Source organism: Pseudomonas sp. 1L-C-7-B-C1, from assembly GCF_057291635.1.
On the sequence record NZ_JBXAWH010000014.1, the window covers coordinates 184,431 to 206,082 of the forward strand.

A 21,652-nucleotide genomic window follows, 5' to 3' on the forward strand; every position below is an offset into this window, starting at 1 on the left:
GATAATAAAGCATGACCCGCTTGACGGCTAGCGCCGTCGGAGACCCTTGCAATGCCAGATCAAGATGTACGCCTGCAACACCTGAAAGTTTGGCTCGATGAACAGCTCCCGCGCTTATTCGAGGCTCAGAACTGGGGCCCGATACCCCCGGCCACGTTGACTGCTGCCAGCAGCGACGCCAGCTTTCGACGTTACTTTCGCTGGGAGGGGGAGGGCCGCACTTTTATTGTCATGGATGCTCCGCCCCCACAGGAAAACTGCAAACCCTTCGTGGATATCGCTCATTTATTGAGCGGGTCGGGCATTAATGTTCCGAAAATTTATGCCGAAGACCTGAATCAGGGCTTCCTTTTGTTGAATGACCTGGGTCGTCAGACTTATCTGGATGTGATCGACGAGCAAAATGCCGATCAGCTGTTCAGTGACGCAATCGACGCATTGCTCGCCTACCAGCAACTGCCGATGGATGCGCCGTTGCCGAGTTATGACGTGGCACTGCTGCGCCGCGAGCTGGAGCTGTTTCTCGAGTGGTACGTGAAGCATCATCTGGGCGTGGCGTTTGATCAGGCGCAGCAGGCCAGTTGGCAGGCCGTCAGCGATCTGCTGATCGAAAGCGCGCTGGCCCAGCCGAAGGTGCTGGTGCACCGTGATTACATGCCGCGCAACCTGATGCTCAGCGAACCGAACCCTGGCGTGCTGGATTTTCAGGACGCTGTATATGGCCCGGTCACCTACGACATTACGTGCCTGTTCAAGGATGCGTTCCTGAGCTGGCCGGAGGAGCGCGTAGCAGACTGGCTCAAGCTGTATTGGAATAAAGCCGCTGCGGCGGGCATCCCGGTGCAGGAAGAATTCGATGAATTCCGTCGTGCCAGTGATTTGATGGGCGTGCAGCGGCATTTGAAGGTGATCGGTATTTTCGCCCGCATTTGCCACCGTGACGGCAAACCACGCTACGTCGCGGATGTACCACGCTTCTTCTCTTATATAGAGGCGGTGTTGGCGCGACGCCCCGAGCTGGTTGAGTTGAGCAATCTGTTGACCAGCCTTGGCCATACAAAACCGACACAGGCAAATCCGGCATCTGCTGGGTAATGGATGGACTGAAATTGAAGAGGGACTGCACTTGATGATTGTCTTGATGAGGGCCGCATGAAAGCGATGATTCTGGCGGCGGGTAAAGGCGAGCGCCTGCGCCCGTTGACCCTGCACACGCCCAAACCGCTGGTGCGTGCCGGCGGCGTTCCACTGATTGAGTATCACCTTCGCGCGATCAAATCGGCTGGCGTTGAAGACGTTGTTATCAACCATGCGTGGTTGGGCCAGCAGATCGAAGATTATCTGGGCGACGGTCGTCAGTGGGTCCTGAAAATCCGCTACTCCCCTGAAGGCGAACCCCTGGAGACGGGTGGCGGGATCTTCCGTGCGCTGCCGCTGCTGGGCGACGAGCCTTTTCTGGTCGTCAACGGTGATATCTGGGTCGACTTCGATTTCAGCTCATTGATGAAACCGCTCAAGGGGCTTGCGCATCTGGTGCTGGTGGACAACCCGCCGCATCACCCTGGCGGGGATTTCGCGCTGATCAACGGGCAGGTGCATGACGACGCAGCTCGGCCGCGCCTGACCTACAGCGGCATTGCGGTGCTGCATCCGCAACTCTTCGCGGGCTGCACCGAAGGCGCGTTCAAGCTGGCGCCCCTGTTGCGCGACGCCATGGCGAAAGGCCTGGTGACCGGCGAACGTTTCGGCGGCCGCTGGGTGGATGTCGGTACCCATGAGCGTCTGGCCGAAGTCGAGCAGATCCTTGCGGTGAAATCCTAAATGCTGTGGCCATTTACGGTGGTCGGCGGTGGCGTCGGCTATTTGATTGCCAGCATTCCCGGCGCCATGCTCGGCGCACTTCTTGGGCAGGCGCTAGATCGGCGACTGCATTTCCGCAGCTGGGCGGAGATGCGCGAGCGTGCCAATGGCCGCAGCGTGCCGCAGGATGACGAGCTTATTTTCATCATGCTGGGGCGTCTGGCGAAGAGCGATGGTCGGGTGGTCGACGGGCACATTCAGCAGGCGCGCGTTGAAATGCGCCGACTGGACCTCGGCGAGGCGGCGCAACGACGGGCAATCCAGGCGTTTAATCGGGGTAAGGACGGGCGCGACAATTTGCGTGTCCACCTCACGCGCCTGAAAACCCAGCCCCACGCCGCAGAAGGTTTGTTGCGTGCCTGTTGGCGCATGGCGTGGGCGGATGGCAGGGCGTCGCGCACCGAGCGTGAACTAATTGTGCTGTGGGGCAAATGGCTGGGCTGGACGGCGGACAAGGTCGAAGGCTTGTCATCGACCGAAGACGAGCAGCGTTCGCGGGGCGCGCCCGCCAGCAGTGGCGGCGAGTTTCAGGACGCGCTCCGTTTGCTGGGCGTGAAAGCCGATGCCGAACCGGCGCAGATCAAGCGGGCCTATCGTCGCTTGCTGAGTCGGCATCACCCGGACAAGATCGCCGGCAGTGGCGCCAGCCAGATACAGGTTCGTGATGCCACCGAGAAAACCCGCGAACTGCATCACGCCTACGCGGTGATTCGCGATCGACGCGGGTTTCGCTGACGCTTTTGTTTCGTTGATGCTGCCCTGAGCGCAGGCAGCATCGCAGGCGATCAGGGCTACTTCGCTGCATCCCCTTCCAACCATCCCCGAACCCGACGAAACAGTTGGTCCTGTTCCATCGCCGGGTTGCCGGGAATGGCGCTCAGTACGACTTGGGTGAACCGCGCGTTTTTGCTTCGCTTGCTGGCGTCCAGGCGGTCTTGTGCCTGCTGACGTGGCACCGGACGATCCTTGTTGACGAAGTCGGCCGTCGGGACTTTCAGTGTGGGCAGCAACTCCATCAGCGATGGCGTTTCCTTGCCGGTGTCCACGGCCGTGACCATTACCAGGCGTTGAACAGCCGGCGATGGCCTCTCGCTCATGTAACGCGCCGCCCAATAAGCGCCTTTGCCGTGGCCAAGGAGGACGATGCTGCGGGCCTTGTTCTGCTGGGCAAACGCCACCGCGCTGTCGATCCTGGCGAAGATTTTCTCGGCGTTTGCCTTGGCGATCTCGGCTTGGGCGGCGGCCTGTTCGGCGGCCGCTGCAGCTTCCGCTTCAGCGGTGGCCGCAGGGTCGGGGGCTTTTGCCGCTACGTCCTTTGCTTTATCGCCGTCACCCGCCGCCGCTGGTGCATCCACCGCGCGGGCGAAAATACCGTCATTGTGAGCGTCCGGCATGCTCAAACTGAGGCTGGACCAACCGACGTCCGGCAACTTGCGTCGCAACGGTGCCACCGCCGTCGGCCAGTCTGCTGATTCATCGGCGCCCGGCACGATGATCACCGCACCTTTGGGCTCGTCGACGTTCGCCGGTTTCCACAGGGCCAGAAAGGCCTCGTCGCCCGCCTGCAACTGTTGTTGCTCGACTTGCGGCACCTGACGCTCCAGCGCCAGGGTGTCTTCTTCAGTGCGCGACGGCAGTGCGGCCCGCTCGACCGGCGCTTCAGCCGGCTTGGCGTCTTTATCCGGCGTCGGGTCCGCAGCCACCACGAGCGGCGAGCAAGGTAGTATCAGCGTCAGGCACAGCGCAGGAAATAGTGCGCGAAGGGTGTAGGACATCGAGTATTCCAAAGGCCGGAAACAATTCCAGCAGACTAATGGGTTGACGGCGGTTTGTCAGGCCAGGCAATCGGCTCCACAGCGAGCGCCAGACACAGCGCATGATCGGCACGGGATTCAGGGAAATGGAGACGACAGTTTGATAATCCACGCGCGGTGCCTTCGGGTTATCGGCGATACCGGCGCGCTCTTGATCGGCCTGATGCTGATCGCGTTGCTGATGTCGCACCATGCCGCCGCCTCGCCCACGCAGGCCGACCCTTTGAGTCGCGAACAGCGGGACTGGCTGACCCACCGTGGGCAATTGCGCGTCGGGCTCGTCCTTCAAACGCCTTACGCTCAGCTTGATCGTCGTGCTCAGCAGTTGTCGGGCGCGAACGTCGACCTCATCAATCTCATGGCAAAGACCCTTCAGGTGGAGCTGCTGTGGCGCAGCTATGCCGATCAGGCCGAGCTCGAAAAAGCCCTTGTCGACGGCCAGATCGACTTCGCACCCGGCCTGACCCAGACGCCCGCCGGCTTGCGCCTGTGGCTGTATTCCGATCCGTACATGCGCGTGCCGCAACTGATCGTCGGCGAACGTGATGGCACCGGTGCGGTGGATCTGGAAAAGCTCGACAGCCAGGCGCGCGTCGCCGTACGCATGCCCAGCGCCACCGCTGACTACCTGCGCAGCAACTACACCCACCTCAATCTGCAAGGCGTGCCGCTGGAGCGTCAGGCTCTGCAGCTCTTGCTCAGTCAGCAGGCGCGATACGCCGTGATCGATGAAGCGCAGCTCAGCCGTCTGTCCCGCGAAGCCGAGTTTGCCGGGCTCGCCGTAGTTGGCGACATTGGCTTCCCGCAGTTGCTGCGTGTGGCTTCCCGACGTGACACGCCACAGCTCGCCGAGATCATCAGCCAAGCATTGAGCGCCATTCCGGCCCGGGATCTCGAACAGTTACACACGCAATGGCTGCAGCCTAAATATCCGCAGATCACTGAGTCGCCGGGGCTGTGGAAGAACATCGCGCTACTGCTGTTGGTCCTGCTCATGGCCAGCGCCGCGATCGTTTACTGGCAGCGAAAACAACAGCAGCAACTGGAGAAACAATTACTCGCCGCGCGGGATGACATCGCCAGGCGCCTGGCAGGCGAAGAGGCATTACGGCTGGCGCAGTTCTCCATCGATCAGAGCACCGTCGGCATTCTCTGGGTCAATTGGGACAGCCATGTGCGCTACGCCAATCAGGCCGCCGAAACCATGCTGGGTTATGCGCCGGGTGGGGTGGTGGACCGGCCGCTGATTGATTTCGAGCCGGGGCTGAACATGGATCGCTGGCTCAATCTGTGGAAAACCGCGCGCTCCACCGAAGAAGGGCCGCAGAACTACGAAAGCAATTGCGTGCGCGCCGATGGCAGCATCCTGCCTGCCGATGTGTCGCTGAGCTTTCTGCGCTTTCGCGACGCCGAGTACTTGGTGGTGTTCATCACCGACGTGACCGAACGGCGTCGGTCCCTCGCTGCGCTGCAAGAAAGTGAAGCGCGCTTGCAGGTGCTCGCCGAGCAGTTGCGCGAGCTGTCGGCGCACCTGGAAACCGTGCGCGAAGAAGAAAAGGCGCGTATTGCCCGGGAAGTCCACGATGAACTGGGTCAGATGCTGACCGTGCTCAAGCTGGAAACATCCATGTGCGAACTGGCCTACGCCGATCTCGACCCTGGCCTGCGGGATCGATTGAACAGCATGAAGCGCCTGATTGCGCAGTTGTTCCAGTTGGTGCGGGACGTGGCAACCGCGCTGCGGCCACCGATTCTCGACGCGGGCATTGCCTCGGCCATCGAATGGCAGGCCCGGCGCTTCGAAGCGCGCACGCAGATCCCGTGCCTGGTGCAGGTGCCGGACAATCTGCCCAGCCTGCAGGACGCAACGGCCATCGGGCTGTTTCGCATTCTTCAGGAGTCGTTGACCAACGTCATGCGCCATGCCGAGGCTCACACCGTTGAGCTCAGCCTGACGCTTAGCGACGGCGTCCTGTGCATGCGCATCGCCGATGACGGCAAGGGTTTCGATCAGCGCGCCGAACGTCCTGCGTCGTTCGGGCTGGTGGGCATGCGCGAGCGGGTGCTGATCATGGGTGGGCAATTGCATCTGGACACCTTGCCCGGTGAAGGCACAACCTTGCGCGTCCACATTCCGCTGGACCCGGTCGCTGAGGAGCACGTGCATTGATTCGCGTATTGGTTGCCGAAGACCACACGATTGTCCGCGAGGGCATCAAACAGCTGATCGGCCTTGCGAAAGATCTGCAAGTGGTCGGGGAGGCCAGCAATGGCGAGCAGTTGCTGGAGGCTTTGCGCCACATCCCGTGCGAGGTCGTGCTGCTGGACATTTCCATGCCGGGCGTCAACGGCCTGGAGGCGATCCCGCGAATTCGCGCGTTGAACAATCCGCCTGCGATTCTCGTGCTGTCGATGCACGATGAAGCGCAAATGGCCGCGCGGGCCTTGAAGGTCGGCGCCGCTGGGTACGCCACCAAGGACAGCGATCCTGCGTTGCTGCTGACAGCGATCCGGCGCGTGGCCGCGGGTGGGCGTTATATCGACCCGGACCTGGCCGATCGCATGGTGTTTGAAGTCGGTCTGACGGATAGCCGGCCTTTGCACTCGTTGTTGTCCGAACGCGAGTTTTCAGTGTTCGAGCGCCTGGCCCAGGGCGCGAACGTCAACGACATTGCCCAGCAACTGGCTTTAAGCAGCAAAACCATCAGCACCCACAAGGCGCGCCTGATGCAAAAGCTGAAAATCAATTCGCTGGCCGAGCTGGTGAAGTATGCGATGGAGCATAAGTTGGTTTGATTGCGTGTCTAAAAACGACTTCCTGTAATGCTTCGTAAAACGCTATCGCGAGCAAGCTCACTCCTACAGGTTATTGCGATCCCCTTGTAGGAGTGAGGTTGCTCGCGAAGACGCCAGACCAGGCCATAAATAACTTCCGGGCGACATACCTATCCGCGCCATCCCTGTAGGGCAATCCCTACCCGAAACCTTCCATCCCACCTAGGTCATTCTCTCTCACGCCCCGATTTGCGCGGCCTTCAGGCTCATCTAGGCTTGATCCCCACGGTGGATCAAACAAAGGTGTGGGCAATGAGCAACGTCGATTCAAGCGCTGGGGCAAGTGATGTTCTGGTCAGCTTTCGCGGTGTGCAAAAGAGCTACGACGGCGAAGCCCTGATCGTCAAAGACCTCAACCTGGATATCTGCAAAGGCGAATTCCTCACCCTGCTCGGGCCCTCCGGCTCCGGCAAAACCACTAGCCTGATGATGCTCGCCGGTTTCGAGACGCCTACTGCTGGCGAGATCCTGCTGGCGGGCCGTTCGATCAACAACGTGCCGCCGCACAAGCGCGACATCGGCATGGTGTTCCAGAACTACGCGCTGTTCCCGCACATGACCGTCGCCGAGAACCTCGCGTTTCCGCTGTCGGTGCGCGGCATGAGCAAGACCGACGTCGCCGAAAAGGTCAAACGCGCCCTCGACATGGTGCAGCTCGGGACCTTCGCCCATCGTTACCCTGCGCAGTTGTCGGGTGGTCAGCAACAGCGTGTGGCGCTGGCGCGCGCATTGGTGTTCGAGCCGCAGTTGGTGCTGATGGACGAACCCCTCGGTGCGCTCGACAAGCAACTGCGCGAGCACATGCAGATGGAAATCAAGCATCTGCACCAGCGACTTGGCGTGACCGTCGTTTACGTCACCCACGATCAGGGCGAAGCGCTGACCATGTCCGACCGCGTCGCGGTATTCCACCAAGGGGAGATCCAGCAGATCGCCCCACCGCGCACCCTCTATGAAGAACCGAAAAATACCTTCGTCGCCAACTTCATAGGCGAGAACAACCGCATCAGCGGCACGTTGCTCAGCCATAGCGGCGACCGTTGTGTGGTGGGCCTGGCGCGCGGCGAAAAAGTCGAAGCGCTGGCGATCAACGTCGGTGCGACCGGCAGCCCTGTCACGCTCTCCATTCGTCCCGAGCGCGTAAACCTCAACGGCCGCAGCGAAAGTTGCGTCAACCGTTTCTCTGGCCGTGTTGCCGAATTCATCTACCTGGGCGACCACGTGCGCGTGCGCCTGGAAGTCGCTGGCAAAACCGATTTCTTCGTCAAGCAGCCCATCGCCGAGCTGGATCCGGGCCTGAGCGTTGGCGATGTTGTGCCCATTGGATGGCAGGTCGAGCACGCGCGCGCGCTGGACCCTTTGCTGGATGCGCATTGATACGCCCGCATTACGCGTCAACCGAAGAAACCAGAGGCGAGCCAAATCGCCCCATCGCTTAACCAACATTGTTCGTGGAGAGAAAAACTGATGCTCAAGACATTGAAGCTCACCGCCTTATCGGTCGGCATGATGTGCGCTGCGCAAACCATGGCAGCGGACCTGACGGTCATTTCCTTCGGTGGCGCGAACAAGGCGGCCCAGGAAAAGGCCTTCTACGCGCCGTGGGAAAAAGCCGGCAACGGCAAAATCATCGCTGGCGAATACAACGGTGAAATGGCCAAGGTCAAAGCCATGGTCGACACCAAGAGCGTGACGTGGGATCTGGTGGAAGTGGAATCGCCCGAGCTGTCCCGTGGCTGTGACGAAGACATGTTCGAGTCGCTGGCGTCGGTCGATCTCGGCAACAAGGACAACTACGTCAAAGGCGCAATCTCTGAATGCGGCGTGGGCTTTTTCGTCTGGTCGACCGTGCTGGCCTACAACGCCGACAAGCTGAAATCCGCACCGACCGGCTGGGCTGATTTCTGGGACACCGAGAAATTCCCGGGCAAGCGTGGCCTGCGCAAGGGCGCCAAATACACCCTAGAATTCGCCTTGATGGCTGACGGTGTTGCGCCGAAAGACGTCTACAAAGTGCTGGGGACCAAGGAAGGCCAGGACCGCGCCTTCAAGATGCTGGACAAGCTCAAGCCGAGCATTCAGTGGTGGGAAGCGGGCGCACAGCCGCCGCAATATCTGCAGTCGGGCGATGTCGTGATGAGCTCGGCCTACAACGGTCGCATCGCTGCCGTGCAGAAGGAGAGCAACCTGAAAGTGGTCTGGACCGGCGGCGTGTATGACTTCGACGCGTGGGCGATTCCGAAAGGCGCGAAAAACGCCGAAGAGGCGAAGAAATTCATCGCTTATTCACTCAAGCCAGAGCAGCAAAAAATCTACTCCGAAAACATCGCTTACGGTCCGGCCAACACGGGCGCCGTCCCGTTGCTGAGCGCTGACACCCTGAAAAACATGCCGACCACCCCTGAGAACATCAAGGACCAGGTGCAGATCGACGTGAAATTCTGGGCTGACTTCGGTGAGTCGCTGGAACAGCGCTTCAACTCGTGGGCGGCGAAATAAGATCGCAGCCCTGTAAGCGTTCCGTTGTGAGTTAGATCCGGGTGCGTCGTCTGAACTGTCTGAAGGCGGGGCAGGGGACGCACTCATTGTTGAGAGATTCTGGAGTTCACTATGGCCACCGCCGTGCCCCTGACTGAAGGCGCCAGCCCGACCCTGAAGCAACGCCTGGCCCGTGCCGAGCGCGTCAATCGCTGGAAGGCTCAGGCGTTGATCGCGCCATTGGTGATCTTCCTGCTGCTGGTGTTTCTCGTGCCGATTGCGGCGCTGCTCTACAAAAGCGTCAGCAACCCGGAAGTGGTGGGTGGCATGCCGCTCACTGTGGTGGAAGTGGCGAAATGGGACGGCAAGGGGCTGCCGCCGGACGCGGTGTACAAAGCTGCGAGCCAGGATTTGGCCGAAGCGCGCAAGAATCAGACGCTGGGCGATCTGTCCAAACGCTTGAACCAGGAGTTGGCGGGCTACCGCAGTCTGTTGGCAAAAACCGCCCGCGCCATGCCATTCAAGGAAGAGCCGGCTTCTTATAAGGAAGCGCTGGAAGCCATTGATGAACGCTGGGGCGACCCCGCGTACTGGCAGGCGATCCGCCGCAACACCTCAAGCTTCACCCCCTATTATTTACTGGCCGCTGTCGACCACCGCATCGATGACCTCGGTGAGGTGGCGCCGGCGACGCCCGATCAGGCGATTTACCTCGACATCTTCGCCCGCACCTTCTGGATGGGCCTGGTGATCACCGTGATCTGTCTGTTGCTGGCCTATCCGCTGGCGTACCTGTTGGCGAACCTGCCTGCACGGCAGAGCAATTTACTGATGATCCTGGTCCTGTTGCCCTTCTGGACGTCGATCCTGGTGCGCGTCGCTGCGTGGATCGTGTTGCTGCAATCAAGCGGCCTGATCAATGGCGCGCTGATGGCCATGGGCATTATCGATAAGCCGCTGGAGCTGGTGTTCAACCGGGTCGGCGTTTACATCTCGATGGTGCACATCATGTTGCCGTTCATGATCCTGCCCATCTACAGCGTGATGAAAGGCATCTCGCCGACCTACATGCGCGCCGCGATCTCTCTGGGTTGCAACCCGTTTGCGAGCTTCTGGCGGGTGTACTTCCCACAGACCTACGCCGGTGTGGGCGCGGGCTGTCTGTTGGTGTTCATCCTTGCCATCGGCTACTACATCACCCCGGCGCTGCTGGGCAGCCCGAACGATCAGATGGTCAGTTATTTCGTGGCGTTCTACACCAACACCAGCATCAACTGGGGCATGGCAACGGCGCTGGGCGGGTTGCTGCTGCTGGCAACCGTTGTGTTGTACCTGATTTATAACTGGCTGGTCGGCGCCAGCCGCCTGCGTCTGAGCTGAGGAGAACGACCATGTTGAGCCCTTATTCCTCGCCCATCGAGCGGGTCTGGCATTACACGCTGCGCACGCTGTGCGGGTTGATTCTGTTGTTTCTGGTGCTGCCGGTGCTGGTGATCGTGCCGCTGTCGTTCAACTCCGGCAGCTTTCTGGTCTACCCGCTGCAGGGCTTTTCGCTGCACTGGTATCAGGACTTTTTCGGTTCGGCGGAGTGGATGCGCGCGCTGAAGAACAGCTTGATCGTCGCGCCAGCGGCCACGGTGCTGGCAATGGGGTTCGGGACGTTGGCGGCAATCGGTCTGACCCGCAGCAACTTCCCCGGCAAGGCGCTGGTGATGGCGCTGGTGATTTCGCCAATGGTGGTGCCGGTGGTGATTGTCGGGGTAGCGAGCTACCTGTTTTTTGCGCCGCTGGGTCTGGGCAACAGCTATATCTCGCTGATCCTGGTGCACGCCGTGTTGGGTGTGCCGTTCGTGATCATCACCGTGTCGGCGACGTTGCAGGGCTTCAATTACAACCTGGTGCGTGCGGCGGCCAGCCTGGGTGCGTCTCCCACCACCGCCTTTCGGCGTGTGACCCTGCCGCTGATTGCGCCGGGCGTGATCTCCGGAGCGCTGTTTGCCTTCGCGACCTCGTTCGATGAAGTAGTGGTCACGCTGTTCCTCGCCGGTCCAGGCCAGGCAACCTTGCCGCGGCAGATGTTCAGCGGCATCCGCGAAAACCTCAGCCCGACGATTGCCGCCGCCGCCACCTTGCTCATCGGCTTCTCGGTGGTCCTGCTGCTGGTGCTGGAATGGCTGCGCGGCCGCAGCGAGAAACTGCGCACGGCGGTGGAGTGATCAAAGCCCGCCGCATGAACTGACCGGGCCGCGAATGGTAGGACCGGCTTTAGCCGGGAAAGCGGCCTGCGGCACACTGCAAAATGGACGGTGTCCACGCAGGCCTCTTCCCGGCTGAAGCCGGTCCTACACATGCACTGCGTTCATCCAGCGGTTCTCGCTGACACACCGCCTGCTTTTAGTGGGACCTGCTTCAGCCGGGAAGGCGTCAGGTGCAACGCCGCAACATTAATAGCGCGCACCGAGGGCGCTTCCCACACCATAAAACTGACGTATCCCGCGATCCGGTCTATGTTTCACTCAACGCACGCTGACCCTGCCTTGTACAAGAGCCACGTCTCCAACAAAAACGTAAAGGACGAGCCCGATGAGTGTTTCTGCCTTCAAAATCGCCAACAAACTGATCACCGGTCCTGCCGCGATTGAGCAGTTGTCGGCCGAGCTGACGCGGCTCAATGTCCAAAACCCGCTGATCGTCACCGACGCGATATTGGTTAAATCCGGCACGGTCGACCTCGCACTGGCGCAATTGGGCGGCCGTCGGTATGGCTTGTTTGATCAGGTCAAACCCGAGCCAGAAATCTCCATCATCGAAGACTGCACCCGGGCCTACCGAGAAGGCGGTCACGACGGCCTGATCGGTGTGGGTGGCGGCAGTGCCATCGACATCGCCAAGGGCGTCGCGGCGTTCGCCAATCACGAAAGGCCGCTGACCGAGTTGTTCGGGGTTGATCTGGTCAAGCGCAAAGGCCCGCCGCTGATTGCCATCCCGACCACGGCCGGTACCGGTTCAGAAGTCACCAACGTGGCGATTTTTTCAGACAAGCAGGCACAGCTGAAAAAAGGCATCGTCAGCGATTACCTGTTGCCCGACGTCGCGCTGGTCAGCCCCTTGATGACCCTGACCTGTCCGCGCAGTGTCACGGCAGCCAGCGGGGTCGATGCACTGGTGCATGCCATCGAGTCCTACCTTTCAGTCAATGCCTCGCCGATCACCGACGCCGTCGCATTGGGCGCCATCAAACTGATCGTCAAGGCGCTGCCCAAGGCCTACGCCAATCCTTCGAATTTGCAGGCGCGAGAAGACATGGCCACCGCCAGCCTCATGGCCGGCATGGCGTTCGGCAATGCCGGGGTTGGCGCGGTGCATGCGCTGGCGTATCCGCTGGGAGGGCGTTTCAACATTGCCCACGGCGTCAGCAATGCGCTGTTGCTGCCGTATGTGATGGAGTGGAACAAGCTGGCCTGCGTCGAACGGATGCGCGACATTGCCGACGCGATGGGCGTCCGCGTCGCGCACCTGAGCGACAAGGACGCCGCCGACCTCGCCGTGAAAGCCATGGCCGACTTGTGCTCAGCGGTGGAGATTCCATCTGGCCTGCGCAGCTTCAATGTGCCCGAAGACGCCATTCCCGCGATGGCCGAGGAGGCCAGCAAGATCGAGCGCCTGATGCGCAACAATCCACGGAAGCTGACCGCCGCCGACATCGAGAAAATCTACCGCGCGGCGTATTGATCAGGCTGGCCAGTGATCATGCTGGCCAAGCCACGAACCCCAACTGCGACGACGGGCCAGCAACCAGCCCACGGTCAGCGTCAGGCCGGCGAGCACCATTAACGTAGTGCGCGGGCGTTGCTGGGTGAAGGTTGCGACTTCGTCCAGCAGATCGCCGTAACGCTCCTGCAATTCACCCGCCGCCTGACGTGCCTTGCCTTCCATTTGCGTGCGCTCGTCACGGGTCAGGTTGCCGAAGACGTCTTGGGCCTTGCCAGCTGCCTGTTCCAGTACGCCTTTCACTTGTTCGCTTTTCATATCTTGGCTCCAGGAAATGAGTATCAGTGATGCATATCTCGCTGACCCAACTGCGTCAGCCACACCCATAGCGTAGGTTCCGGACAGCACCCCCTGAAGGTGACTATGCACCAGACGCACTGGCGCATTTGCATCACTCAGCGTTTGCCTTTGCCCTGATTGGCGAACAGATTTCGCTCCCTCGCCCAAACGATGGCTTCCGCCCGGCTGTGCACGTCCAGCTTGGAATACACCGTCGCGACGTGGTTGCGAATGGTGTTGAGGGCCAGGTTCAACCGTGCAGCGATCTCTTTGTCCGCCAGCCCCTCACAGATCAAACTCAGCACATCTCGCTCGCGAGCGGTCAGGTCGGTGAATGAAGCGCTGGGCATCTGTCGACTGTTGACCCGCTTGGCATTGGCCAGCTTTTCGATCAGCGTCTGGCTGAACCACGAAGCGTCCTGCATCACCGTTTCGATGGCCTCGACCAGCTCAAGCTCGGATCGCTTGCGCTCGGTAATGTCCATCAGTACGAAGAGGTAGCAAGCGTTGTCCTGAATCGTCACGGTGTCAGCGGCCAGTACGCAGTCCAGCGACTCGCTGCCTTTCTTGCGGACTTTCAGGTCGAGCCCGTCGACGCGGCCGGTGGTTTCCAGGACGTTGAACAGCCCGTCCATCACAGCGCCGTCTTCGATGAAGCCCAGCTCGGCGACGGTCCGGCCGATCAGCTCCTGCGGGGTGTAACCCAGGGTGCTGACAAACGCCTCGTTGGCTTCGACGATCTGTTGCCGATCTGCCGTACACACCAGTGTCGGCACCGGCGTCAGCTTGAACGCCTTGGCAAAACGTTCCTCGCTCTGGCGCAGGGCGGTTTCGGCTTTGCGTCTGGGCTCAAGGTCGGTGAACGAAAACAGCATGCAATCTTCTTCATTCATGTCCAGCGGCTGCCCGGCGACGATGACCAATTTGGTACCGCCCTCCGGCAGCTTCAGCTCTGCCTGCATCTGCGGGATGGTCGCGCCTTGATTCAGACGCTCGATGGCGAGGTCCTTGCGTTCGGCGTTTTCCAGCACGTCCACTTCGTACACCGAGCGGCCAATAACGCTCTCTCTCGAATGCCCGGTCATCTCCAGAAAGCCCTGATTGACCTTGATGAAGCGCAGATCGCTCAGGCGGCAGATCACCGCAGGGGCGGGGTTGGCGTTGAAGGTCTTTTCGAAGCGCTGCTCGGCACCGGCCCACTCCGTCGCGTCGGCGAGGATCAGCACCAGCGATTCGGGCGTGCCGGTGCTGTCTTCGAGCACCATGCTGCGCACGCGATGCACCCAGCTGCGCTCGTCTTCTTCACCTTCACCGATCTTGCTGACCTCGATGAGCACGTCGCTGAACACCTCACCTGCCGCCACGCGGCTGATCGGATATTGATCGACGTCCAAAGGATGGTTGTTGCGATAGCGCAGGGAGAACTTCTCGCGATAGGCCTCGCCGTTGGCGCCCAGGTCGCTGATCTCTTCGACGCCATGCATCAGCAGCGCCGCTTCGTTGGCCCAGATGATGGTTTGATCGACCTCCACCAGCATCACCCCGTCCGACAGACCCGAGATGATCTGCTGCAACTGGCGGCGGTTGGTTTCTCTGGCGAGGATGGCCTCTGACATGCTTGCTCTCCTGACGTCTCAATGCGGTCGGGCTCCGGTCAGCCGGACGCTCCACGCTATCCGACCGGCTGGCAAAGCCTTAGTGCTGAAGCTTAGTGCAGCCGTGTCCGCGAGGGTCGGTGCGAATGCACCAGACGAAGCGGTGCAAATGCGCCATCACATCCCTCAACGCGCTGATCAAACTGGTTTCACGTCTTACAAGACGCGGTGAGTCCGCCCTCGCAGGCCCGCCCATATCAACGCAGGGGGTGCATTTGCACTGACACGTCGGTTGCACGCCTGATGTGCACCCCCTGCACCGGAGGAAATTTTCATGGCTTCGACCTACGCAACATCTGCCGCTCTGGGCAACGCTTCGCCATTCCGTGTGTCATGGGGATCGGTGTTTGCCGGTGCGGCAATCACGTTGGTGACCTACCTGGTGCTCAGCGTGCTTGGCACGGCGATCGGCGCAGGCGCGCTTGATCCGATGGCCCAGGGCAACCCACTCAGCGGTTTCGGCAAGGGCGCCGGCGCCTGGTTGTTCATCAGTACCCTGGTGGCCATTGCCGCCGGTGCCTGGGTGTCGGGCCGTACCGCGCCGGACCGTGGTGGTCTGCATGGTTTGCTCAGCTGGACGGTCAGCACGTTGCTGACCACCTGGCTCCTCGCGTCGCTGGCCGGCTCGCTCGTCGGCACTGCCGGCACCATCGCCGGCAAGGGCATCTCCCTGGCGGCCGACGGCGTTGCCGCTGCCGCACCGGGTGTGGGCCAGAGCATCAAGCAACAGCTGGATAAGAACGGCATCAGCCTGGATTGGGACAGCCTGAAATCACAGCTGGACACCACCCTGAAGCAGTCCGGCAAGCCAGAGCTCGACCCTTCGAAGCTGGATCAGAAAGCTGACGTGGCTGGCGCCGATGCCAAGCAGACAGCAGAACAGGCATCTACCGATCCAGCCCAGGCGGGCGATCAGTTGAAGCAGTGGTTTGATCGCGTTCAGAAAGCCGGTGAACCGGCCTTGAACGCCGCCGACAAAGACGCGCTGGTCAACATCGTTGCGGCCCGCACCGGCAAGAGCAAAGCGGAGGCGCAGCAGATCGTCGACAACTATGCGCAGGCGTATCAGCAAGCGGCCGCGAAAGTCGCAGAGCTGAAGGCGCAGGCCGAGCAACAGGCCCGTGAAGCGGCAGATGTCGCGGCCAAGCAAGTCTCCAAAGCAGCATGGGGCACGTTCTTCATGCTGATCATCGGCGCTGCGTTGAGCTTTGGTCTGGCCCGTTTCGCTCTGAGCTCACGTCCTCGTCTGCTGGTCGAGACCGTGTAAGGTTTCAGTCGTCACCTGTTGACTCTGAATCCTGAATCAAGCCTGGGCCCGGTGCGCACTTCTGTCGCACTGGGCCTAGTGCGGTTCACGCCGCCTGCATCAAGCCTCTTGACTCACTCGCTTGCGACCCAACGCACGTTTCACACTCTTGGAGTACAATGCGCGCCACCGTGATCTCGCTCATAAAAGGTGCGTCATGCAGCCCTTCGCTATTGCTCCTTCGATTCTGTCCGCCGATTTCGCCCGTCTGGGAGAGGAAGTCGACAACGTGCTGGCCGCTGGCGCCGACATCGTCCACTTCGACGTCATGGACAACCACTACGTCCCCAACCTGACAATAGGACCGATGGTCTGCGCGGCATTGCGCAAATACGGCATCACCGCGCCCGTCGATGTTCATCTGATGGTCAGCCCGGTGGATCGCATCATCGGCGACTTCATCGAAGCCGGGGCCACCTACATCACCTTCCACCCGGAAGCGACCCAGCACATCGACCGTTCCCTGCAGCTGATTCGCGAAGGTGGCTGCAAGGCGGGTCTGGTGTTCAACCCGGCGACTCCGCTGAACCTGCTCGAATACGTCATGGACAAGGTCGACATGATCCTGCTCATGAGCGTCAACCCGGGCTTCGGCGGTCAGAAATTTATTCCCGGTACGATCAACAAGCTGCGCGAGGCCCGCGCGCTTATTGACGCATCCGGTCGCGACATCCGTCTGGAGATAGACGGCGGTGTCAACGTCAACAACATTCGCGAGATCGCCGCAGCCGGTGCCGACACCTTCGTCGCAGGCTCGGCCATTTTCAACGCGCCTGATTACCGCGAAGTCATTGCGAAGATGCACGCAGAACTGGCGTTGGCCCGTTGACCAGCGGCTTCGAGCAGCTGTTTCCGGGCCGTCTGCCCAAGCTGATCATGTTCGACCTCGACGGCACACTGATCGACTCGGTGCCGGATCTGGCGGCAGCTGTGGATAAAACCCTGATCCAGCTTGGCCGGCCGCCGGCAGGAATCGAACGGGTGCGTGACTGGATTGGCAACGGCGTGCGGGTGCTGGTACGCCGCGCCTTGGCGAACGGCATGGACCACACCGCCGTGGATGAAGAGTCCACGGAGGCTGCGCTGGCGATTTTCATGGAGGCCTACAGCGGCAGTCACGCGCTGACCAAGGTCTACCCTGGCGTGCGGGAAACCCTGAAATGGCTGCAGAAGATGGGCGTCGAGATGGCGCTGATCACCAACAAGCCGGAGCGCTTTGTGGCGCCCTTGCTGGATGACCTCAAGCTTGGCCGGTTCTTTCGCTGGATCGTGGGCGGCGACACGCTGCCGCAGCAGAAGCCCGACCCGGCGGCGCTGTTCTTTGTCATGAAAATGGCCGGCGTACCGGGATCGCAATCACTGTTCGTGGGTGACTCGCGCAACGACGTGCTGGCGGCGAAAGCGGCGGGTGTCACCTGTGTGGCATTGAGTTATGGCTACAACCACGGACGCCCGATCGCGGAAGAGTCACCGGCACTGGTCATCGACGATTTGCGCATGCTGATTCCGGGCAGTTCTGCCGGTTGCTTAGCGCAGGGCGCTGAGATAACGTTGCCCGACATCAAGTCCCCCTCCTTTAGAGAATCCATCGTGGTGGTCACTCGCAAACTCTGGATGAAAGTCATCAAGGCCCTGGCCCGCTGGCGTTGGCGCGCCTGACTTGATTCTGGCCGGAGCCCCGGCGCGTTTGCATCCCTGACCGTTTTCCCTCACACCACGAGGCTGATATGACCCGCGAAGAATTCCTGCGTTTGGCCGCTGAAGGCTACAACCGCATTCCCCTTGCCTACGAAACCCTGGCCGATTTCGACACCCCGCTGTCGATCTATCTGAAACTCGCTGACGAGCCCAACTCCTACCTGCTTGAGTCCGTACAAGGCGGGGAGAAGTGGGGGCGTTATTCGATCATCGGGCTGCCGTGCCGTACGGTCATGCGCGTGCATGACCACACCGTCCGCGTGACCCACGACGGTGCCGAGATCGAGCGCCTCGAAGTCGAAGACCCGCTGGATTTCGTCGAGACTTTCAAGGCCCGGTACAACGTTCCGACCATCGCCGGTCTGCCGCGCTTCAACGGCGGCCTGGTGGGCTACTTCGGTTACGACTGCGTGCGTTATGTAGAGCCGCGTCTGGGCAAGTGCCCAAATCCTGACCCGCTGGGCGTGCCGGATATTCTGCTGATGGTGTCCGATGCCGTCGTGGTGTTCGATAACCTGGCTGGCAAGATGCACGCGATCGTCCTCGTTGATCCGGCCCAGCCTGAGGCCTATGAAGGCGGCCTGGCGCGACTCGAAGCGCTGATGGAGAAACTGCGTCAGCCGATCACGCCTCGCCGTGGGCTGGACCTGACCCGTCCACAGGCGGCGGACCCGGTGTTCCGCTCCAGCTTCACCCAGTCGGATTATGAAAAAGCCGTCGACACCATTAAGGAATACATCCTCGCGGGCGACTGCATGCAGGTCGTGCCGTCCCAGCGTATGTCCATCGACTTCAAGGCCGCGCCGATCGACCTGTACCGCGCGCTGCGGTGCTTCAACCCGACGCCTTACATGTACTTCTTCAACTTCGGTGACTTCCACGTCGTCGGCAGTTCGCCGGAAGTGCTGGTGCGGGTCGAAGACAATCTGATCACCGTGCGCCCGATTGCCGGGACGCGTCCCCGTGGCGCCACCGAGGAAGAAGATCACGCGCTGGAAGTCGACTTGCTGTCTGACGACAAAGAGATCGCCGAGCACCTGATGCTCATTGATTTGGGGCGCAACGACACCGGGCGGGTTTCGGAAGTCGGTTCGGTGAAACTCACCGAGAAGATGGTCATCGAGCGTTATTCGAACGTCATGCACATCGTGTCCAACGTCACCGGTCAGCTGAAGAGTGGCTTGACGGCGATGGATGCGCTGCGGGCCATCTTGCCGGCGGGCACATTGTCGGGCGCGCCGAAGATTCGCGCGATGGAAATCATCGACGAGCTGGAGCCGGTCAAGCGTGGTGTGTACGGCGGCGCAGTGGGTTACTTCGCCTGGAACGGCAACATGGACACCGCGATTGCCATTCGTACTGCGGTAATCAAGAACGGCGAGCTGCACGTGCAGGCCGGTGGCGGCATTGTCGCCGATTCTGTCCCGGCGCTGGAGTGGGAAGAAACCCTCAACAAGCGCCGCGCGATGTTCCGCGCGGTGGCGCTGGCGCAGCAAACGCCCGAGGCTTGAAGGTAGTCTGCACATGAAAACGGCGCCAAGGCGCCGTTTTTTATGCCGAACACAAATCCCCACTAGGGGCTTCAGATAGGGGCTTCAGAAATCCAGACTCACCGCCAGATTTATCCCTTGCTGCGTCACGTCATCATTCTTGCGCCAGTTATAACCGGCACGCAGTGTGAGGTCGGGCGCCAGCTTCTGGCTCACGCCTAGGCTTGCGCGATTCAAGCTGCGCTGTGGGTCATAGCCTTTCAGATCGAAGTCCACCCCCGGCACGCTGTTCAGCGCGATGGTCACGTCCTGCTGATCGGTGTCGAACTCGCGTTCATGGGCCACTTCACCAAACACTTGAGTCTGCGGTGTGACGTCGAATTTGCCTTGCAGCCCCGCGCCCAGCCGCTTCGACTTGCGTGTCTGGTCGTCGTAATTAAGTGCCGTCGCGCGAGCACTGTTCTCCGAGTAACCATCAACGTTGACGTGTGAATAGTCGGCGCTGATGAACGGCGAGAAATGCCAGCGACTGCTCTGCTCGGCCAGATCGAAGCCCACGCGCCCACTCACTGCCCACAGATCGCCTTTGGTGTCGCCTTTCTCTGCGCCTTCACTGATGCCCAGCGCGAACTTGCGCTTGAGGTTGTCGTAGTCGAGTTTGCCGCCCGAGGCCGCCAGGTCTGCCCACCAGTGTTGCGCCTGGTACTGCACGAATGCGGTCGCGATATAGCTGTTGAGTTTGTAGTCCGAATCTTTGGCACCGGCTTCAAGGGTTTGCCGATAAGCGCCCGCCACCAGGCCTGCTCTCCAGTCGTCAGCGAAACGATAGCTGCCGCCCACCGTGAGGTTGTAGCCATGACCGTCTCCGCTTGCTGAATTGCCTTGCGCGTCGAAATCCATCTTCTGACCGCCACCGGCGACGATGGCGCGCCATTCACCGACGTTCTGCCAGTTGCCCCAGTCCGCCAGCCACTGACTGCGCAGTTCATCCTGCTGCGCGCGCAACGTGCCGTTGGCCATTTCCGGCAGCAGGGTGATCTCCCACGGTGCCGACAGAATCGAATACCCATAGTCGGCGATCAGGCGCTGACCCGCGACGGTCGGGTGCACGCCGTCGTTGAACAGCAGCTTGGTCGGATCCGGCGTCAGGCCGCCAATCCCGAAAACGCTGTTGGCGGTGCAGTTGTTACCGTTGAAACAGGTGCCGACCAGGTTCTGATCGGCTGCCAACCCGTAGCGCGCCGGATCGCTCAGAACATCACGTATGAGCCCCGGCACATTGAGCGGAATGACCTCGGCATCGATTTGCCCCAGACGGTTGACCAACTGCTGGTTGAACACCCCGCTCAGCAACGTCGACGGCACCTGCAATGGCGTGCCGAATACCGCTGGTGTACGGCCGATGTCCGGCAGCAGCCAGACCATGATGTAACGCGCGCCGGCCTGGGACAGGATTTGTGCGCCGTTGGCCAGGTTGTTTGCCGCGTTGACGGCCTGTCCCGGGCTCAGCACTCGGCCCTGAAGGAAGTCGTTGCCGCCCCCGGTCAGGTAATAGAGCGCGTTCGGGTCAGCCCGCGAGCTGTTTTCAACCAGATAACCGGGTCGCGTCCGGAACACTGTGGTGACGCCCGTCGCCGCGTCGGTATTGGCAACCTGTGATTGGGTGGTGATCGCCGCGAGAATCTGATCGGTCCGGTCGCCGCCCACGGCCCAGTTGTTGCCGTCCGCCAGCCCTTGCGCCGCGCGAACGGGGGAGGTCGACGCCTGCAGATCCCCGGGCGCCACGCCTAGCATTCCGCCCAGCAACGTCGATGAGTTCAGACCGAATGTCTCGCCGCTGCCGTTCAGGTACGTCGGGCCGGTGCGGTTGGTGAAGCGCAAGGTGGCGCCCGGTGGTCCGCCCGCATCGGGAAACTGCCCGGCGTCGGCGAGGCTGTCGCCGAACACAATCATCGTGGAGTAGGGGGAAGAGGCGGCCAGTGCCGAGGAGCAGGCGAGCGAGAGCAGGCAAGCCGCGAACGGCCAGCGCAGTGTGGCTTTGAGCATGGGGGCATCCCTTATTGTTTTCAGTGCTGTACGAGAAGGTAGCAGCCGCGACACAAATCGCCCACGATGCAGTGGCATTCACGGCGAATATTCTGTACTGGTCTTCAAGCTGCGATCTGCATCTTGCAGGCGCCCGGTTCCTGCCAATCGGCCGCCGGGCCGGGCCATACGGGCACTGCGATATTGCGCGCCCTGCGGCGGTACGCTACTGTGCGGCAACGTATGAACGAGACCTTTCCTGTGTCGATTGTCAGCAGCTTCTTGATGCGCGTTATCAAGGGCCACGCCCGTTGGCGTTGGCGCGCCTGACTATTTCCCCCGCCGGCCCTGCCGGATCTGTATTGATATGCCTTCTGATGCCTCGGTTTTGCAGTGCCTCGCCGGAACCCGTCCTGCGACCTCTCTGCGTGCAACTGCGGT

Annotated in this window: 18 protein-coding genes; 14 read left to right on the plus strand and 4 right to left on the minus strand. The window is 61.1% G+C overall.

The window, feature by feature from the left end; translation table 11 throughout:
• Nucleotides 1-51: 51 nt before the first annotated feature.
• The 3 genes from AC0Z8Z_RS21420 to AC0Z8Z_RS21430 are packed head-to-tail and all read left to right on the plus strand — an operon-like array spanning nucleotide 52 to nucleotide 2,595.
• On the plus strand, nucleotides 52-1,095 hold the full coding sequence (locus tag AC0Z8Z_RS21420) for an aminoglycoside phosphotransferase family protein (protein ID WP_485620426.1): 1,044 nt from the start codon (nucleotides 52-54) through the stop codon (nucleotides 1,093-1,095).
• A gap of 57 nt (nucleotides 1,096-1,152) precedes the next feature.
• Nucleotides 1,153-1,821: an N-acetylmuramate alpha-1-phosphate uridylyltransferase MurU gene (murU, locus tag AC0Z8Z_RS21425; protein ID WP_485620427.1), complete on the plus strand. Its 669-nt coding sequence runs from the start codon at nucleotides 1,153-1,155 to the stop codon at nucleotides 1,819-1,821.
• Nucleotides 1,822-2,595: a DnaJ domain-containing protein gene (locus AC0Z8Z_RS21430; RefSeq protein WP_485620428.1), complete on the plus strand. Its 774-nt coding sequence runs from the start codon at nucleotides 1,822-1,824 to the stop codon at nucleotides 2,593-2,595. It abuts the gene before it with no gap.
• A 56-nt stretch (nucleotides 2,596-2,651) separates the two neighbouring features.
• Here the strand turns inward: AC0Z8Z_RS21430 and AC0Z8Z_RS21435 are convergent, their stop codons facing one another.
• On the minus strand, nucleotides 2,652-3,635 hold the full coding sequence (locus AC0Z8Z_RS21435; protein WP_485620429.1) for an alpha/beta hydrolase family protein: 984 nt from the start codon (nucleotides 3,633-3,635) through the stop codon (nucleotides 2,652-2,654).
• Nucleotides 3,636-3,837: 202 nt separating this feature from the next.
• Between AC0Z8Z_RS21435 and AC0Z8Z_RS21440 the strand changes: the two genes are divergently transcribed.
• From AC0Z8Z_RS21440 to AC0Z8Z_RS21470, 7 genes are all read left to right on the plus strand, one after another.
• Entirely contained in the window at nucleotides 3,838-5,844 is a 2,007-nt protein-coding gene (locus AC0Z8Z_RS21440) for a PAS domain-containing sensor histidine kinase (protein WP_485620430.1), read from the plus strand.
• Nucleotides 5,841-6,470, plus strand: coding sequence for a response regulator (locus tag AC0Z8Z_RS21445; protein ID WP_122536572.1), 630 nt, complete (start codon nucleotides 5,841-5,843; stop codon nucleotides 6,468-6,470). Before AC0Z8Z_RS21440 ends, AC0Z8Z_RS21445 begins: the two co-directional genes overlap by 4 nt.
• A 291-nt stretch (nucleotides 6,471-6,761) precedes the next feature.
• A complete protein-coding gene (locus tag AC0Z8Z_RS21450; RefSeq protein ID WP_485620431.1) occupies nucleotides 6,762-7,886 on the plus strand; it encodes an ABC transporter ATP-binding protein in 1,125 nt (374 codons plus the stop codon).
• 90 nt (nucleotides 7,887-7,976) lie between these two features.
• The gene (locus AC0Z8Z_RS21455; protein ID WP_485620432.1) at nucleotides 7,977-9,008 is read left to right on the plus strand and encodes an ABC transporter substrate-binding protein; all 1,032 of its coding nucleotides are present in this window, start codon (nucleotides 7,977-7,979) and stop codon (nucleotides 9,006-9,008) included.
• A gap of 111 nt (nucleotides 9,009-9,119) precedes the next feature.
• Complete coding sequence (locus AC0Z8Z_RS21460; RefSeq protein ID WP_485620433.1) at nucleotides 9,120-10,367, plus strand: ABC transporter permease; 1,248 nt, start codon at nucleotides 9,120-9,122, stop codon at nucleotides 10,365-10,367.
• A gap of 11 nt (nucleotides 10,368-10,378) precedes the next feature.
• Entirely contained in the window at nucleotides 10,379-11,203 is an 825-nt protein-coding gene (locus AC0Z8Z_RS21465) for an ABC transporter permease (RefSeq protein WP_065991348.1), read from the plus strand.
• A gap of 367 nt (nucleotides 11,204-11,570) precedes the next feature.
• Entirely contained in the window at nucleotides 11,571-12,719 is a 1,149-nt protein-coding gene (locus AC0Z8Z_RS21470; protein ID WP_485620434.1) for an iron-containing alcohol dehydrogenase, read from the plus strand.
• On the opposite strand, the gene AC0Z8Z_RS21475 is transcribed toward AC0Z8Z_RS21470, so the two are convergent.
• The gene (locus AC0Z8Z_RS21475; RefSeq protein ID WP_485620435.1) at nucleotides 12,720-13,016 is read right to left on the minus strand and encodes a CsbD family protein; all 297 of its coding nucleotides are present in this window, start codon (nucleotides 13,014-13,016) and stop codon (nucleotides 12,720-12,722) included. It abuts the gene before it with no gap.
• Between the two features lie 137 nt (nucleotides 13,017-13,153).
• On the minus strand, nucleotides 13,154-14,653 hold the full coding sequence (locus tag AC0Z8Z_RS21480; protein WP_122624534.1) for a helix-turn-helix transcriptional regulator: 1,500 nt from the start codon (nucleotides 14,651-14,653) through the stop codon (nucleotides 13,154-13,156).
• Nucleotides 14,654-14,966: 313 nt separating this feature from the next.
• On the opposite strand from AC0Z8Z_RS21480, the gene AC0Z8Z_RS21485 reads away from it, so the two are divergent.
• The 4 genes from AC0Z8Z_RS21485 (at nucleotide 14,967) to trpE (ending at nucleotide 19,207) form a co-directional block, all read left to right on the plus strand.
• On the plus strand, nucleotides 14,967-15,959 hold the full coding sequence (locus AC0Z8Z_RS21485) for a hypothetical protein (protein WP_485620436.1): 993 nt from the start codon (nucleotides 14,967-14,969) through the stop codon (nucleotides 15,957-15,959).
• Between the two features lie 196 nt (nucleotides 15,960-16,155).
• Nucleotides 16,156-16,827: a ribulose-phosphate 3-epimerase gene (gene rpe / locus AC0Z8Z_RS21490; RefSeq protein ID WP_485620437.1), complete on the plus strand. Its 672-nt coding sequence runs from the start codon at nucleotides 16,156-16,158 to the stop codon at nucleotides 16,825-16,827.
• A 47-nt stretch (nucleotides 16,828-16,874) separates the two neighbouring features.
• Nucleotides 16,875-17,657, plus strand: coding sequence for a phosphoglycolate phosphatase (locus AC0Z8Z_RS21495; RefSeq protein ID WP_485620450.1), 783 nt, complete (start codon nucleotides 16,875-16,877; stop codon nucleotides 17,655-17,657).
• 68 nt (nucleotides 17,658-17,725) lie between these two features.
• On the plus strand, nucleotides 17,726-19,207 hold the full coding sequence (gene trpE / locus AC0Z8Z_RS21500; protein ID WP_485620438.1) for an anthranilate synthase component I: 1,482 nt from the start codon (nucleotides 17,726-17,728) through the stop codon (nucleotides 19,205-19,207).
• A gap of 84 nt (nucleotides 19,208-19,291) precedes the next feature.
• Here trpE and estP read toward each other — a convergent pair whose 3' ends face one another.
• On the minus strand, nucleotides 19,292-21,232 hold the full coding sequence (gene estP / locus AC0Z8Z_RS21505; protein ID WP_485620439.1) for an esterase EstP: 1,941 nt from the start codon (nucleotides 21,230-21,232) through the stop codon (nucleotides 19,292-19,294).
• Nucleotides 21,233-21,652 lie beyond the last annotated feature (420 nt).

What these genes read in the sequence shown, in the direction of transcription:
- AC0Z8Z_RS21420 (WP_485620426.1), top strand. Translation starts at nt 52, where the DNA reads ATGCCAGATCAAGATGTACGCCTGCAACACCTGAAAGTTTGGCTCGAT.
- murU (WP_485620427.1), top strand. Translation starts at nt 1,153, where the DNA reads ATGAAAGCGATGATTCTGGCGGCGGGTAAAGGCGAGCGCCTGCGCCCG.
- AC0Z8Z_RS21430 (WP_485620428.1), top strand. Translation starts at nt 1,822, where the DNA reads ATGCTGTGGCCATTTACGGTGGTCGGCGGTGGCGTCGGCTATTTGATT.
- AC0Z8Z_RS21435 (WP_485620429.1), bottom strand. Translation starts at nt 3,635, where the DNA reads ATGTCCTACACCCTTCGCGCACTATTTCCTGCGCTGTGCCTGACGCTG.
- AC0Z8Z_RS21440 (WP_485620430.1), top strand. Translation starts at nt 3,838, where the DNA reads ATGCTGATCGCGTTGCTGATGTCGCACCATGCCGCCGCCTCGCCCACG.
- AC0Z8Z_RS21450 (WP_485620431.1), top strand. Translation starts at nt 6,762, where the DNA reads ATGAGCAACGTCGATTCAAGCGCTGGGGCAAGTGATGTTCTGGTCAGC.
- AC0Z8Z_RS21455 (WP_485620432.1), top strand. Translation starts at nt 7,977, where the DNA reads ATGCTCAAGACATTGAAGCTCACCGCCTTATCGGTCGGCATGATGTGC.
- AC0Z8Z_RS21460 (WP_485620433.1), top strand. Translation starts at nt 9,120, where the DNA reads ATGGCCACCGCCGTGCCCCTGACTGAAGGCGCCAGCCCGACCCTGAAG.
- AC0Z8Z_RS21465 (WP_065991348.1), top strand. Translation starts at nt 10,379, where the DNA reads ATGTTGAGCCCTTATTCCTCGCCCATCGAGCGGGTCTGGCATTACACG.
- AC0Z8Z_RS21470 (WP_485620434.1), top strand. Translation starts at nt 11,571, where the DNA reads ATGAGTGTTTCTGCCTTCAAAATCGCCAACAAACTGATCACCGGTCCT.
- AC0Z8Z_RS21475 (WP_485620435.1), bottom strand. Translation starts at nt 13,016, where the DNA reads ATGAAAAGCGAACAAGTGAAAGGCGTACTGGAACAGGCAGCTGGCAAG.
- AC0Z8Z_RS21480 (WP_122624534.1), bottom strand. Translation starts at nt 14,653, where the DNA reads ATGTCAGAGGCCATCCTCGCCAGAGAAACCAACCGCCGCCAGTTGCAG.
- AC0Z8Z_RS21485 (WP_485620436.1), top strand. Translation starts at nt 14,967, where the DNA reads ATGGCTTCGACCTACGCAACATCTGCCGCTCTGGGCAACGCTTCGCCA.
- rpe (WP_485620437.1), top strand. Translation starts at nt 16,156, where the DNA reads ATGCAGCCCTTCGCTATTGCTCCTTCGATTCTGTCCGCCGATTTCGCC.
- AC0Z8Z_RS21495 (WP_485620450.1), top strand. Translation starts at nt 16,875, where the DNA reads ATGTTCGACCTCGACGGCACACTGATCGACTCGGTGCCGGATCTGGCG.
- trpE (WP_485620438.1), top strand. Translation starts at nt 17,726, where the DNA reads ATGACCCGCGAAGAATTCCTGCGTTTGGCCGCTGAAGGCTACAACCGC.
- estP (WP_485620439.1), bottom strand. Translation starts at nt 21,232, where the DNA reads ATGCTCAAAGCCACACTGCGCTGGCCGTTCGCGGCTTGCCTGCTCTCG.